The sequence below is a fragment of the Streptomyces sp. NPDC057428 genome, from assembly GCF_042803195.1.
Taxonomy (GTDB): domain Bacteria; phylum Actinomycetota; class Actinomycetes; order Streptomycetales; family Streptomycetaceae; genus Streptomyces.
This window is the reverse complement of record NZ_JBHVCT010000047.1, coordinates 1-12,772: the sequence shown is the minus strand read 5'-3', so window position 1 is coordinate 12,772 and position 12,772 is coordinate 1. Positions and strand designations below refer to the sequence as shown.

11 protein-coding genes and 1 pseudogene are annotated in these 12,772 nt (G+C 70.7%); 5 read left to right on the top strand and 7 right to left on the bottom strand.

The window, feature by feature from the left end:
• Positions 1–169: 169 nt before the first annotated feature.
• A complete protein-coding gene (locus tag ACFU5K_RS19105; protein WP_384062907.1) occupies positions 170–1,156 on the top strand; it encodes an NAD(P)H-quinone oxidoreductase in 987 nt (328 codons plus the stop codon).
• Between the two features lie 166 nt (positions 1,157–1,322).
• Here the strand turns inward: ACFU5K_RS19105 and ACFU5K_RS19100 are convergent, their stop codons facing one another.
• The 4 genes and pseudogenes from ACFU5K_RS19100 to ACFU5K_RS19085 all read right to left on the bottom strand — a co-directional run bounded on the left by ACFU5K_RS19100 (position 1,323) and on the right by ACFU5K_RS19085 (position 4,550).
• Positions 1,323–1,871 (bottom strand): bacterial proteasome activator family protein, encoded by a 549-nt coding sequence (locus ACFU5K_RS19100; RefSeq protein WP_384062904.1) that lies wholly within the window; start codon positions 1,869–1,871, stop codon positions 1,323–1,325.
• A 146-nt stretch (positions 1,872–2,017) separates the two neighbouring features.
• A pseudogene (locus tag ACFU5K_RS19095) lies at positions 2,018–2,233 on the bottom strand (ATP-binding cassette domain-containing protein); the annotation flags it as partial.
• Positions 2,234–2,270: 37 nt separating this feature from the next.
• A complete protein-coding gene (locus ACFU5K_RS19090; protein ID WP_384063004.1) occupies positions 2,271–2,768 on the bottom strand; it encodes a hypothetical protein in 498 nt (165 codons plus the stop codon).
• 165 nt (positions 2,769–2,933) lie between these two features.
• Complete coding sequence (locus ACFU5K_RS19085) at positions 2,934–4,550, bottom strand: protein kinase (protein WP_384062901.1); 1,617 nt, start codon at positions 4,548–4,550, stop codon at positions 2,934–2,936.
• 294 nt (positions 4,551–4,844) lie between these two features.
• Here ACFU5K_RS19085 and ACFU5K_RS19080 point away from each other — a divergent pair, with 294 nt between their 5' ends.
• A complete protein-coding gene (locus ACFU5K_RS19080; protein ID WP_384062898.1) occupies positions 4,845–6,455 on the top strand; it encodes a protein kinase in 1,611 nt (536 codons plus the stop codon).
• A 19-nt stretch (positions 6,456–6,474) separates the two neighbouring features.
• On the opposite strand, the gene ACFU5K_RS19075 is transcribed toward ACFU5K_RS19080, so the two are convergent.
• The 3 genes from ACFU5K_RS19075 to ACFU5K_RS19065 all read right to left on the bottom strand — a co-directional run bounded on the left by ACFU5K_RS19075 (position 6,475) and on the right by ACFU5K_RS19065 (position 8,843).
• Positions 6,475–7,473 (bottom strand): phosphotransferase, encoded by a 999-nt coding sequence (locus ACFU5K_RS19075; RefSeq protein WP_384062998.1) that lies wholly within the window; start codon positions 7,471–7,473, stop codon positions 6,475–6,477.
• An 82-nt stretch (positions 7,474–7,555) separates the two neighbouring features.
• Complete coding sequence (locus ACFU5K_RS19070) at positions 7,556–8,095, bottom strand: pyridoxamine 5'-phosphate oxidase family protein (protein WP_384062896.1); 540 nt, start codon at positions 8,093–8,095, stop codon at positions 7,556–7,558.
• An 88-nt stretch (positions 8,096–8,183) separates the two neighbouring features.
• The gene (locus ACFU5K_RS19065; protein WP_384062893.1) at positions 8,184–8,843 is read right to left on the bottom strand and encodes a response regulator; all 660 of its coding nucleotides are present in this window, start codon (positions 8,841–8,843) and stop codon (positions 8,184–8,186) included.
• A 346-nt stretch (positions 8,844–9,189) separates the two neighbouring features.
• On the opposite strand from ACFU5K_RS19065, the gene pdhA reads away from it, so the two are divergent.
• The 3 genes from pdhA to ACFU5K_RS19050 are packed head-to-tail and all read left to right on the top strand — an operon-like array spanning position 9,190 to position 12,736.
• A complete protein-coding gene (pdhA, locus tag ACFU5K_RS19060; protein WP_384062892.1) occupies positions 9,190–10,338 on the top strand; it encodes a pyruvate dehydrogenase (acetyl-transferring) E1 component subunit alpha in 1,149 nt (382 codons plus the stop codon).
• Positions 10,339–10,340: 2 nt separating this feature from the next.
• Positions 10,341–11,321: an alpha-ketoacid dehydrogenase subunit beta gene (locus ACFU5K_RS19055; RefSeq protein ID WP_384062889.1), complete on the top strand. Its 981-nt coding sequence runs from the start codon at positions 10,341–10,343 to the stop codon at positions 11,319–11,321.
• An 11-nt stretch (positions 11,322–11,332) separates the two neighbouring features.
• Complete coding sequence (locus tag ACFU5K_RS19050; protein ID WP_384062886.1) at positions 11,333–12,736, top strand: dihydrolipoamide acetyltransferase family protein; 1,404 nt, start codon at positions 11,333–11,335, stop codon at positions 12,734–12,736.
• The last annotated feature ends 36 nt before the right edge of the window (positions 12,737–12,772 follow it).

Sequence of the window (12,772 nt, the reverse complement as noted above, 5' to 3'; positions counted from 1 at the left end):
TACGGACGTCGCTGGTGAGGGCCGATGTGCGGACGCCAGCCAGGGGCCGTGGACGTGCACCGGCCTCGTGCGCGACCGTACGAACACGGGCCGACGGCCGACCGGACCCGCACACGGTGTAGTCCGCTCCATCCCCGTCCGGGCCTCCTCACGGAGTAGCCTCGCGGCCATGTATGCGATCACGATCCCCGAACCAGGCGGTCCCGAAGCGCTCGTATGGGCCGAGGTCCCCGAACCCGTACCAGGCGATGGTGAAGTTCTCGTCGAGGTCGTGTCCAGCGCGGTCAACCGGGCCGATGTCCTCCAGAGGCAGGGCTTCTACAACCCGCCCCCCGGCACGTCCCCCTATCCGGGGCTGGAGTGCGCGGGCCGCGTCCTGGCCCTCGGCCCCGGCGTGTCCGGGTGGTCCGTGGGCGACGAGGTGTGCGCACTGCTGGCGGGTGGTGGATACGCGGAGAAGGTCGCCGTGCCGGCCGGCCAGCTCCTGCCCGTCCCCGAGGGAGTGGACCTCGCGGAGGCCGCGGCGCTGCCCGAGGTGGCGGCGACGGTCTGGTCCAACGTCTTCATGGTGGCCCATCTGCGCCCTGGCGAGACCCTGCTGATCCACGGCGGATCCAGCGGTATCGGCACCATGGCCATCCAGCTCGCCAAGGCGATCGGCGCGCGGGTCGCGGTCACAGCCGGAGGCCCGGAAAAGCTGGCGCGCTGTCAGGAGCTCGGCGCCGACATCCTCATCGACTACCGCGAGCAGGACTTCGTCGAGGAGCTGCGCAAGGCTACCGACGGTGCGGGGGCCGACGTCATCCTCGACATCGTCGGGGCGAAGTACCTGGACCGCAACGTGCGGGCCCTGGCCGTGAACGGCCGCCTCGCGATCATCGGCCTGCAGGGCGGTGCCAAGGGCGAGTTGAACCTGGGTGCCCTCCTGAGCAAGCGGGCCGCCGTCACGGCGACGTCGTTGCGTTCCCGTCCCCTTGCGGAGAAGGCGGCGATCATTGCCGCAGTGCGCGAGCATGTGTGGCCGCTGATCGCCGCGGAGGTCGTCCGGCCGGTGGTCGACCGCACGGTGCCGATGACGGAGGCGGCGGAGGCCCACCGGCTGATGGAGTCCAGCAGCCACATCGGCAAGATCCTCCTGGCCGCGCCGAACGCCTGAGGACCCTCCCTGCTGGAGGCCCCCAACCCGGGCTTCCGGAGGGGAGCGGGTCGCCGCCGTGGCCAGGCCCGGAGGGCGCGGCGGTCCCGGCGGACAGACAGCGGGGCCTGGCACACGTGACGTGTGCCGGGCCCCGCTGCGTACCGCGACCGGTAGTGACCGGCGGTTACAGATACGGGCCGGAGCGCGTGGGCCCGTGGGGGTCCATGACTCCTTCCTCGTCGTCGTGCCCGACACCCGGAGGAAGGGCGCGGCGCATCTGTTCCAGCTGCGCACGGGCGGCCATCTGCTGGGCGAAGAGCGCCGTCTGGATGCCGTGGAAGAGGCCCTCCAGCCAGCCGACCAGCTGCGCCTGGGCGATCCTCAGCTCGGCCTCGGAGGGTACGGACTCCTCGGTGAAGGGCAGCGAGAGACGCTCCAGCTCCTCCACGAGTTCCGGGGCCAGGCCGTCCTCCAGCTCCTTGACGGAGCTCGCGTGGATCTCCTTCAGCCGGACCCGGCTCGCCTCGTCGAGAGGAGCCGCCCTGACCTCTTCCAGAAGCTGTTTGATCATGCTGCCGATGCGCATGACCTTCGCGGGCTGCTCGACCATCTCCGTCACCGGGATCTCGCGTGACTCGTCGCCACCGCCGCCCCCGCCGATGGCCATTCCGTCCTGCCCCACCACGAGGACTTGGGGGTGCTCCTGCGACCGTTCATTCCTCGGCGTCTCCATGACGCCATTGTCTCGCACACACGCCTCATCACATGGTGGTGCCCCCGGAAAGGGAAGATCACCCTCTCCGGGAGCACCGGAACCGCCTTTCAGCCGCCGCGGGTCATTCCGCGCGACGGGTCTGAGCGACGCGGGAACCCGCGAAGGCGGCGCACCACGACCCGGTCCGCCCAGGCCGCGTAGCGGGGTTCATGCGTCACCATGACGCCTGCCGCACCCTGGTCGCAGCGGTTTCGCAGCAGGGCGAGGACGGCCTCGCCGGTCTCGGAGTCGAGTGCGCCGGTCGGCTCGTCCGCGAGAACGAGGCGGCGGTCCCCGACGAGAGCCCGGGCTATGGCGACGCGCTGCTGCTGGCCGCCGGATGCGGCACGGAGACCCGCGGGCCCGGCGGGCCGGCGGTCAGGTCGTACGGCGCATGCGGACCGCCAGGAATCCCAGCCCCATTCCGACCAGCGCGATTCCGCTGCCCAGCGAGACGTCCCGCACCTGTCGCACCCTGGGTTCGTCCAGCGCCTGCCTTTGCCGTGCGGTTTCGCCGGGCTCGGGGAACGCGTCCGGCGGCGGGGTGAACGCGGGTACCCCCGCCGGGTCCGCGTCCGGCGGCATCTCGTCCGCCGCGGCCTCGGAATCCGCGATCTCGTCGGGAGAGAGCGACCGCCCCGGCCGCGCGCGGCCCTCACCGGCCTGGCGCCCGGCGAGTGGTGACTCCACGGCGGAGGGACTTTCCCCGGGCGGTTCCGAGGGGCGCGAGACCGCGACGGAAGCCGCCCGGTGGACGGGAGTGATGGTCCTGCCGTCGCCGTGCGCCCAGGAGGCGGGTCCGACTGCCGTCCCGACCGCCAGCACCAGACAGGCCACGTATCGTGACGGCCGTGAGACCAGGAGTCCTGGAGGCATGAGATCAGCGTCACATGTGCTGATATGTCCGGCATCTGGAGTGCGGCCAAAGGCCGCAGCTCAATCGGGGCTTCCTGCCCCCGCCGCGGGTCGAGTCACTCCGGGACCTCCGGAATCCGGCCGGACGGGCCGTGCCGGGTCACTCACACCGCCGAGCAGCCCGGGTCAGGCCGGATCGCCCGTCGCGATACGCAGCTCGAAGTGGGCGCCCCGCTCCGCCACTGCCGTCCCCGATGTCGGGAACTGGTCGATGACCTGGTCCTCGGCGTAGGTGTTGCCCTCGACCTTGATGACCTTGACCGTCCAACCGGCGGCTTCAGCACAGGACTTCGCGGAGATGACGTCCTTGTAGATGAAGTTCGGGGCCTGGACCTTCGCCGGGTCGTCGGTGTCCTCCGTGGCGTCGGTGCAGTCCTCGGTGTCCATCGTCCGGTTGCGCTCCGGCGGCTTGTGCTCGCCGGCCGCCGCGGACTCGCTGGAGCCCGGGTCACCGCCCTTGCCGTTCTCCGCGTCGTCGTCCATGTTGAGGAACGCGATCAGCCCGCCGATCGCGACCAGGGCGACCACGATCGCGCCCACGATGGCCGGCATGCTCCGGCTTGACCCGCCGCCCTGACCCGTCGAGGTCTGCGGCGACATCGTGTACGGGGGCGGGGTCTGGTGCCCCAGGTGCGTGGGCGCCCCGTACGGCTGCGGCGCCTGCGGGTAGCCGTAGCCCGGCGTGGGAGCCGGGGGCGGCGGGCCATAGAGGCCCGGCTGGTGCTGCTGCGGCTGGTACGGCGTCTGCACGCTGTGCTGCGCCGGTGTCGCCTGGCCGACGGGCGGAAAGACCGCCGAGCCGACGCCCGAGCCGCTGTTCGCCGGGCCGCTGCCGGCGACGATCGCCGGAGCACCGGCGGGACCGCTCGCGCTGAGTACGCGGGCGATCTCGTCCTGCATGGCCACGGCGCTCGGGAAGCGCTCGTTCGGGTTCTTTTTCAGCGCGCGGGCGACCAGGGCGTCCATCGCGGGCGTGACCGACCGGTTGATGCTGGACGGCGCGACGGGCTCCTCCTGCACATGCGCGTACGCGATGGCGAGCGGGGAGTCCGCGTCGAACGGGATGCGTCCCGTGAGCAGCTGGAAGAGCATGATTCCGACCGAGTACAGGTCGGAGCGCGCGTCGACCCCGCGGCCGAGTGCCTGCTCGGGGGAGAGGTACTGCGGGGTGCCGACGACCATGCCGGTCTGAGTCATCGATGTGACGCCCGACTGCATGGCCCGGGCGATGCCGAAGTCCATGACCTTGACGACGCCGCGCTTGGTCATCATCACGTTGCCGGGCTTGATGTCGCGGTGGACCAGCCCCATCTCGTGGCTGGTCTCCAGCGCGGCCAGCACGTCGGCCGTCACCTTGAGCGCCTTGTCGGCCGGCATCGCGCCGAACTGCCGGATGTCCGCCTGGAGTACGGAGCCGAGCGGCTGCCCCTCGACGTACTCCATGACGATGTACGGCATCAGGGCGCCGCCGAGCTCGTCCTCGCCCGTGTCGAACACCGAGACGATGTTGGGGTGCTGGAGCTTGGCGACCGCCTGTGCCTCGCGCCTGAAGCGTTCGCGGAAGGACTGCTCGCGGCCCAGCTCGGTGTGCAGCGTCTTGATGGCGACCTGGCGGTCGAGGGCGGAGTCGTACGCGAGGTAGACGGACGCCATCCCGCCTTCGCCGAGCAGGTCGCGGAGCTGGTAGCGGCCGCCGGCCACGGAACCGCCCGCGTACCGCCCCTGTGCGCCGTCGTGGCTCATGACTTGCATCCCCCTCGGCGCCCGACGGACGCGTGATCCCCAGTACGGGCCAAGTCTGCCCGAGGGGTACGACACGTCAAGCCGGGTGCCCGTTCCGTGACCCTACGCACGAGAAGCGTCTCGGAAGCGTTACAGGATCAACATGGAATTTGCGCGGGCGGCGCGCCAGCCGATTGGATGGCCCGTCACTCTCGAAACCCGTTGGGCCGGACAGAGGCTGTAGCGTGACGTGGCGATGCAGCAAGGCACCGTGAGAACCCGCGGACGCGCGGACAGATACGACGGCGAGGACTGATGGCACCCGGATCCGAAGCAAGTGGCGGCGGAGTTTCGGATGGCGCCGACTCCTGGGGCGTCGGGGGTGTGGTCGGAGACGGCCGCTACCGCATGACGCACCGGCTCGGCCGCGGCGGCATGGCCGAGGTCTACGCGGCGGAGGACGTCCGTCTGGGGCGTACGGTCGCGGTGAAACTCCTGCGCTCCGATCTCGCCGAGGACCCTGTCTCGAAGGCGCGTTTCACGCGTGAGGCGCAGTCGGTCGCGGGGCTCAACCACCATGCGATCGTCGCGGTCTACGACTCCGGCGAGGACGTCGTGGGCGGCTCGACCGTGCCCTACATCGTGATGGAGCTCGTCGAGGGCAACACGATCCGCGACCTGCTGCTGGAGGCCGAGGCGCCGCCGCCCGAGCAGGCGCTGATCATCGTCTCCGGCGTGCTGGAGGCCCTGGCGTACTCCCACCAGCACGGCATCGTGCACCGCGACATCAAGCCGGCGAACGTGATCATCACGCACTCCGGCGCCGTCAAGGTGATGGACTTCGGTATCGCCCGTGCGCTGCACGGCGTGCAGTCGACGATGACGCAGACCGGCATGGTCATGGGCACGCCGCAGTACCTCTCCCCCGAGCAGGCGCTCGGCAAGGCGGTCGACCACCGCTCCGACCTGTACGCGACCGGCTGCCTGCTGTACGAACTGCTCGCCCTGCGGCCGCCGTTCACCGGTGAGACGCCGCTCTCCGTCGTGTACCAGCACGTGCAGGACATGCCGCTCCCGCCTTCCGAAGCGGCCGGATCCGTCCCGCCGGAGCTGGACGGCCTCGTCATGCGGTCCCTCGCCAAGGACCCGGACGACCGCTTCCAGAGCGCCGAGGAGATGCGCGGCCTCGTCCAGTACAGCCTGCAGATGCTGCAGGTGCAGGGCGGGCACACCGGGACGTGGAACACCGGTCCGGTCGCCATGCACGACGGCGGCGGTCACACGGCACCGATGAACATCGGCGGCGGGACCGCGGCGATGGGGCACCCCATGCACGGGGAGACCTCGCAGGGTCCGATCCTGCCGCCCATGAACCCGGACGACGGGGCGTACGCCGGCGGCGGCCACAACGGCGGCGGCCGCGGCAAGATGTGGCTCTTCGTCCTGCTCGCGCTCGTCGCGATCGGGGTGGGCGTCGCCTTCGCCGTCCAGAAGACGAACGACGGCAACGAGAACAAGAAGACCCCGCCCAGCCCCTCCGTCTCGGTCTCGCCGACCAAGCCGTCGGAGTCACCGGATCCCACGGACGAGGAGACGGAGGAGTCGCAGGAGCCTGACAACTCCACCGGTGGTCAGACGTGGCCCACCAAGAAGCCGACGTACCGTCCGTCGGACGATCCGACCGAGCCGACGCAGAAGCCGACCGAGACGCCCACGTCCTCCGACCCGGGTACGACCGACGGCGGCACCACGACGGACGGCGGGACCGGTGACGGCGGCACCACGACGGACGGCGGCACCGCCGACGGCGGCACGGGCGAGGATCCCGGCGGGACGACGGACGGGACCACGGCCGGCGGTACCCCCGCGGGGACCTCGGCGGGCGCCGCAGCGGGCACGACGACCGGTACGACCGCCGGGCAGTGACGGGCGCCGGGGCGGGGTCTCACCCCGTGAAGGCCTCGCCGACCGCCCCGTACTCACGGGTCCACCACACCGCCAGGGCCGACACCGCAGGGAACTGCGGGTCGGCCCTGCGGTCGTGGAGGCGGTAGCGCCAGCGCAGTATCCAGAAGTCGTTGAGCCGCTCCCACCAGACGCGGTGCACCGCGGCCGCCATTTCGGCTGCTCCGGCGCCGGCCGCGTGCCGGTAGGCACGGGCGTACGCCCGCACCTTCTCCAGCGCCAGTTCCCCGTCGGGCCGGACGAAGAAGATCGCCGCGGCCCTCACCGCCTCCTCCGCGCGCGGCTGCACGCCGAGCCGGTCCCAGTCCACGATGGCGACGGGGTCGGCGCCCCGGTAGAGCAGGTTCAACGGGTGGAAGTCACCGTGCACCCAGCCCCGCGCGGAACCCCCGGGAGTGGGCGGACGGCGGTGCGCGTGCTGTTCCAGCAGGGCGCGGCGCTCGACGAGCCGGTGCACGGCGAGCTCGTCGAAGGCGTCCCTGGGGCCCAGGCCCCGGGCGGCCGACAGTAACTCGTCGATCAGCGTGAAGGTGTCGGCGGGGTCAGGGCTCTGCCCCCGCACGGGAGGCGGCTGGTCGTCCTCCATGACCTGCTCCAGCCCCGTGTGTACGGCGCCGAGCAGCGCCCCGAGCCGCCGCGACTGGGCGGTAGTCAGCTGGGCGCCGTCCCGGTGGAGGCCGTCCACCCAGTGGTGCAGGGCGTACCGCTGCCCGTCGATGACGGTGACCGTGTCACCCTGCGTGTCCGCCAGTGGAGGCGCGACGGGTACACCGAGCGAGTGCAGCTGCTGTGTCGCCCGGTGCTGTCTCACGATCGTGTCGTGATCACCGCTGGCGTCGTCGAGGTGGTGCTTGTCGAGGTGGTGCTTGAGGAAGTACGAGCCCTGGGTGGTGGACACGCGGTAACCGTGGTTGAGCAGGCCCTTGGTCAGGGGCTCGCAGGCGAGGGGTTCGCCGGCGGCGGGGTAGCGGCGCAGCACCTCGCCGACCGGAGGAACTGGTGGAAGGGTCACAGATGAGCGCAGCACTCGTCACATGTTAGGTGACGCTGTGTGGCTGGAATTACGGACTTGCGTCGTAGGTCATTGTGTGTGTGCGTGCCAGCTGTGGATCGAACCGGAGGTACACCGGATCGAAGCGCTCGCCGTTCACCTCCGACGGGCCGGATCCGAAGAGGTCACGCTGGTCGTGGACGGGGTGGACGATCTCGGCGGGGCCGGTGAACTGCACCGACCAGAGGCCGTCCGCGCCGGACGCGACGGTGAGGTTGTCCGCCCCGTAGGCCACGACGCCGCCGTCGCAGGAGTCGTGGAAGCCTAGGCCCCTGTGCATCCGCAGGAGGACACGCCCTTCGACCACCAGGTGCCGGGCCACCGCCAGGAACGGCAGGGCGCGCATGCTCATGGCGATCCGGCCGTGGCGCACGCTCGCCAGTAGTTCGATGGCACGGACCTTGCCGTGGGTGAATCCGGGGACGGCGGCGGGGCCGGACCCGCGATCGGAGGAACCGGAGCGGGAACCGGGGGCGGGGTCCTGACCGGAAGCGGCGGCGGGAGCCGGGCCGATGCCGGGCCCGGTGTCACAGGGGCTGGAGGAAGGCATGCGCTCCACTCTCCGCCACGCCGTAGGTGCGGGGTAAGGGTCCGCGGCCCCCGGGGGAGCGGGACCTAGGTCCCGGCCCAGCCCGCGCTCAGCGCCTCTCGGCCTGGAGCCGCGCCACGTAGGCCGCGGCCTGCGACCGCCGCTCCATCCCCAGTTTGGCGAGCAGGCTGGAAACGTAGTTCTTGATGGTCTTCTCGGCGAGGTGCAGCCGCTCGCCGATCACCCGGTTGGTGAGGCCCTCGCCGATCAGGTCGAGGATCTTGCGCTCCTGCGCGGTCAGACCGGCCATCCGTTCGTCGCCCTTGCCGTTCTTCCCCTCGCGCAGGCGCTCCAGTACGCGGGCGGTGGCCACGGGATCGAGCAGGGACTTCCCGGCCGCCACGTCCCTTACAGCGCTGAGCAGCTCGTTGCCGCGGATGGCCTTCAGGACGTAGCCCGAGGCGCCCGCCATGATCGCGTCGAAGAGCGCCTCGTCGTCGGCGTACGAGGTGAGCATCAGGCACTTGATGCTGTCGTCCGCCGAGCGGACCTCGCGGCACACCTCCACGCCGCTGCCGTCGGGCAGCCGCACGTCCAGGACCGCCACGTCGGGGCGCGTCGCCGGGATCCGGGCGAGTGCGTCCGCGGCCGTGCCGGCCTCGCCGACGACCTCGATGTCCCCCTCCGCGGAAAGCAGCTCGTGTACGCCGCGCCGCACCACTTCGTGATCGTCGAGCAGGAATACCGTGATTTTTCCTTCTTCGCGCACATTCGAAGTCTCACACACTCCTTTGTCGTCCGCCCTTCCCTGGCACTGGCGGCGCGGGATAACGTGCCGTTGTTCCGGCCGCCTGCCAGGCTGTTGCCAGTGCTGTGACCAGCAAGACTTCGCGGTTTTTGCGATTTACTTGGAAATCCAAGCAAAATCGCAGGTCACAAGGTGTTTCGCAGTTGTGCGGTGCACTGGGTAACGTGCTTATGACAGGACGCTCGCCGGGGCACCTGTCACGCCTGTTCCCGGCCAGCGGCACCCACCCCGTGCACTGGTCCGGACACAGGCGAGCCGCACTGGTTCCCGGCCATCCCGGGGGCCGGACCGACGGAGGAGCACGTACGTGACCGTGGAGAGCACTGCCGCGCGCAAACCGCGACGCAGCAGCAAGCGGACCAGCGCCGCGAAGACGCCACAGAGTTCCGAGCCCCAGCTGGTACAGCTGCTGACGCCGGAGGGTGAGCGCGTCGAGCACCCGGACTTCGAGATCGACCTGAGCCCGGACGAGCTCCGCGGCGTCTACCGGGACATGGTCCTGACCCGGCGCTTCGATGCCGAGGCCACCGCCCTGCAGCGGCAGGGCGAGCTGGGCCTGTGGGCCTCGCTGCTGGGCCAGGAAGCCGCGCAGATCGGCTCGGGCCGTGCGCTGCGCGACGACGACTACGTCTTCCCGACCTACCGGGAGCACGGCGTGGCGTGGTGCCGGGGCGTCGACCCGACGAATCTGCTCGGGATGTTCCGCGGCGTGAACCACGGCGGCTGGGACCCGAACACCAACAACTTCCACCTCTACACGATCGTCATCGGCTCGCAGACGCTGCACGCCACCGGCTATGCCATGGGCATCGCCAAGGACGGCGCGGACTCGGCCGTGGTCGCGTACTTCGGTGACGGCGCCTCCAGCCAGGGTGACGTCGCGGAGGCCTTCACCTTCTCCGCCGTCTACAACGCCCCCGTCGTGTTCTTCTGCCAGAACAACCAGTGGGCGATCTCCGAGCCGACGGAGAAGCAGATGCGGGTGCCGCTGTACCAGCGCGCACAGGGCTTCGGCTTCCCCGGTGTCCGGGTCGACGGCAACGACGTACTGGCGTGCCTGGCCGTCACCAGGTCGGCGCTGGAGCGGGCCCGACGGGGTGAGGGGCCCACCCTCGTCGAGGCGTTCACCTACCGGATGGGTGCCCACACCACCTCCGACGACCCGACCAAGTACCGGGCCGACGAGGAGCGGGCCGCGTGGGAGGCCAAGGACCCGATCCTGCGGCTGCGTACGTACCTCGAGAAGCAGGACCTCGCCGACGCGGCGTTCTTCACCGCGCTGGAGGAGGAGAGCGAGACTCTCGGCAAGCGGGTGCGCGAAGCGGTGCGGGCCATGCCCGACCCGGACCGGCTGGCGATCTTCGACAACGTGTACGCCGACGGCAATCCGCTCGTCGACGAGGAGCGCGCCCAGTTCGCCGCCTACCAGGCATCGTTCGCCGAGGAGGGCAACTAGTCATGGCAGCCCAGAAGTTGTCCATCGCCAAGGCGCTCAACGAGTCGCTGCGCAAGGCTCTCGAGACCGACCCCAAGGTCCTGATCATGGGTGAGGACGTCGGCAAGCTCGGCGGGGTCTTCCGCATCACGGACGGGCTCCAGAAGGACTTCGGCGAGGACCGTGTCATCGACACCCCGCTCGCCGAGTCCGGCATCGTCGGCACGGCGATCGGTCTGGCCCTGCGCGGCTACCGCCCGATCGTCGAGATCCAGTTCGACGGCTTCGTCTTCCCCGCGTACGACCAGATCGTCACGCAGCTCGCCAAGATGCACGCCCGCGCGCTCGGCAAGATCAAGATGCCGGTCGTCATCCGCATCCCGTACGGCGGCGGCATCGGTGCCGTCGAGCACCACAGCGAGTCGCCCGAGGCGCTGTTCGCGCACGTGGCGGGCCTGAAGGTCGTCTCGCCTTCCAACGCGAGCGACGCCTACTGGATGATGCAGCAGGCCGTCCAGAGCGACGATCCGATCATCTTCTTCGAGCCCAAGCGGCGCTACTGGGACAAGGGTGATCTCGACACCGAGTCCATCCCCCTCCCCCTCCACAAGGCCGTTGTGGCGCGTGAGGGCTCCGACCTCACGCTCGTCGCGTACGGCCCGATGGTGAAGGTCTGCCTGGAGGCCGCCGCCGCGGCGCAGGAGGAGGGCAAGTCCGTCGAGGTCCTGGACCTGCGGTCGATGTCCCCGATCGACTTCGACGCCGTGCAGACCTCGGTCGAGAAGACGGGCCGGCTCGTCGTGGTCCACGAGGCGCCGGTGTTCTACGGCTCGGGCGCGGAGATCGCGGCCCGGATCACGGAGCGCTGCTTCTACCACCTGGAAGCACCGGTGCTGAGGGTCGGCGGCTACCACGCCCCGTACCCGCCGGCCAGGCTCGAGGACGAGTACCTTCCGGGGCTCGACCGGGTGCTCGACGCCGTCGACCGCTCGCTGGCGTACTGAGGAGAGGGATCGTGACGACGATGACCGATACGTCTGCTCGTTTCCGCGAGTTCAAGATGCCGGACGTGGGCGAAGGACTGACCGAGGCGGAAATCCTCAAGTGGTTCGTCCAGCCCGGCGACACCGTCTCCGACGGCCAGGTCGTGTGCGAGGTGGAGACCGCCAAGGCCGCGGTGGAGCTGCCGATCCCGTTCGACGGGGTGGTGCACGAGCTCCGCTTCCCCGAGGGCACGACCGTCGACGTCGGCCAGGTGATCATCGCGGTGGACGTGGCGCCCGGCAGCGGTGACGTCCCCGCCCCCGCGGAGACCGTCGAGCAGCCCGTGGCCCCGGCGGAACCGGAAGCCGAGCCGGAGGCTCCCAAGGGGCGGCAGCCGGTGCTGGTCGGTTACGGCGTGGCCGAGTCCTCCACGAAGCGCCGCGCCCGCAAGGGTGTCGAGGTCCCGGGTCCGGCCGCCGCCGCGATCCAGGCCGAGATGAACGGTCACGCCGCGGCGGTGCCCGAGGCCCGTCCGCTCGCCAAGCCGCCCGTGCGCAAGCTGGCGAAGGACCTGGGCATCGACCTCGCCACGGTCACGCCGACCGGCGAGGGCGGGATCATCACGCGCGAGGACGTCCACGCGGCGGCCGCCCCGGCCCCCGCCGAGGTACCCGTACAGCCGGTGGCGGTGCCTGTCGCCCCCGCGCCTGTCGCCGCGCCCGTGGACGCGACCGGCCGCGAGACCCGTATCCCGGTCAAGGGTGTGCGCAAGGCCATCGCGCAGGCCATGGTCGGCAGCGCCTTCACCGCGCCGCACGTCACGGAGTTCGTGACCCTGGACGTGACGCGCACGATGAAGCTGGTCGCGGAGCTCAAGGAGGACAAGGACATGGCGGGAGTGCGGGTCAACCCACTCCTGCTCATCGCCAAGGCGCTCCTTGTCGCGATCAAGCGCAACCCCGAGGTCAACGCCGCCTGGGACGAGGCCAACCAGGAGATCGTGCAGAAGCACTACGTGAACCTGGGCATCGCGGCCGCCACCCCGCGCGGCCTGATCGTGCCGAACATCAAGGACGCGCACGCCATGACACTGCCGCAGCTCGCCGGCGCACTGGGCGAGCTGGTCACGACGGCGCGCGAGGGCAGGACGACCCCCGCGGCGATGGCGGGCGGCACCGTGACGATCACCAACGTCGGCGTCTTCGGCGTCGACACGGGTACGCCGCTCCTGAACCCGGGCGAGTCGGCGATCCTCGCGGTCGGCGCGATCAAGCTCCAGCCGTGGGTGCACAAGGGCAAGGTGAAGCCGCGCCAGGTCACCACGCTCGCCCTGTCGTTCGACCACCGCTTGGTCGACGGCGAGCTCGGTTCCAAGGTGCTCGCGGACGTCGCGGCGATCCTGGAGCAGCCGAAGCGTCTGATCACCTGGGCCTGACCGGCCGCGCGAAGGGGCCCGCCGCAGGATGCGGCG

Bases quoted from the DNA above. Each gene is read 5' to 3' on its own strand.
- ACFU5K_RS19105 (WP_384062907.1), top strand. From the start codon at position 170: ATGTATGCGATCACGATCCCCGAACCAGGCGGTCCCGAAGCGCTCGTA.
- ACFU5K_RS19100 (WP_384062904.1), bottom strand. From the start codon at position 1,871: ATGGAGACGCCGAGGAATGAACGGTCGCAGGAGCACCCCCAAGTCCTC.
- ACFU5K_RS19090 (WP_384063004.1), bottom strand. From the start codon at position 2,768: ATGCCTCCAGGACTCCTGGTCTCACGGCCGTCACGATACGTGGCCTGT.
- ACFU5K_RS19085 (WP_384062901.1), bottom strand. From the start codon at position 4,550: ATGAGCCACGACGGCGCACAGGGGCGGTACGCGGGCGGTTCCGTGGCC.
- ACFU5K_RS19080 (WP_384062898.1), top strand. From the start codon at position 4,845: ATGGCACCCGGATCCGAAGCAAGTGGCGGCGGAGTTTCGGATGGCGCC.
- ACFU5K_RS19070 (WP_384062896.1), bottom strand. From the start codon at position 8,095: ATGCCTTCCTCCAGCCCCTGTGACACCGGGCCCGGCATCGGCCCGGCT.
- ACFU5K_RS19055 (WP_384062889.1), top strand. From the start codon at position 10,341: ATGGCAGCCCAGAAGTTGTCCATCGCCAAGGCGCTCAACGAGTCGCTG.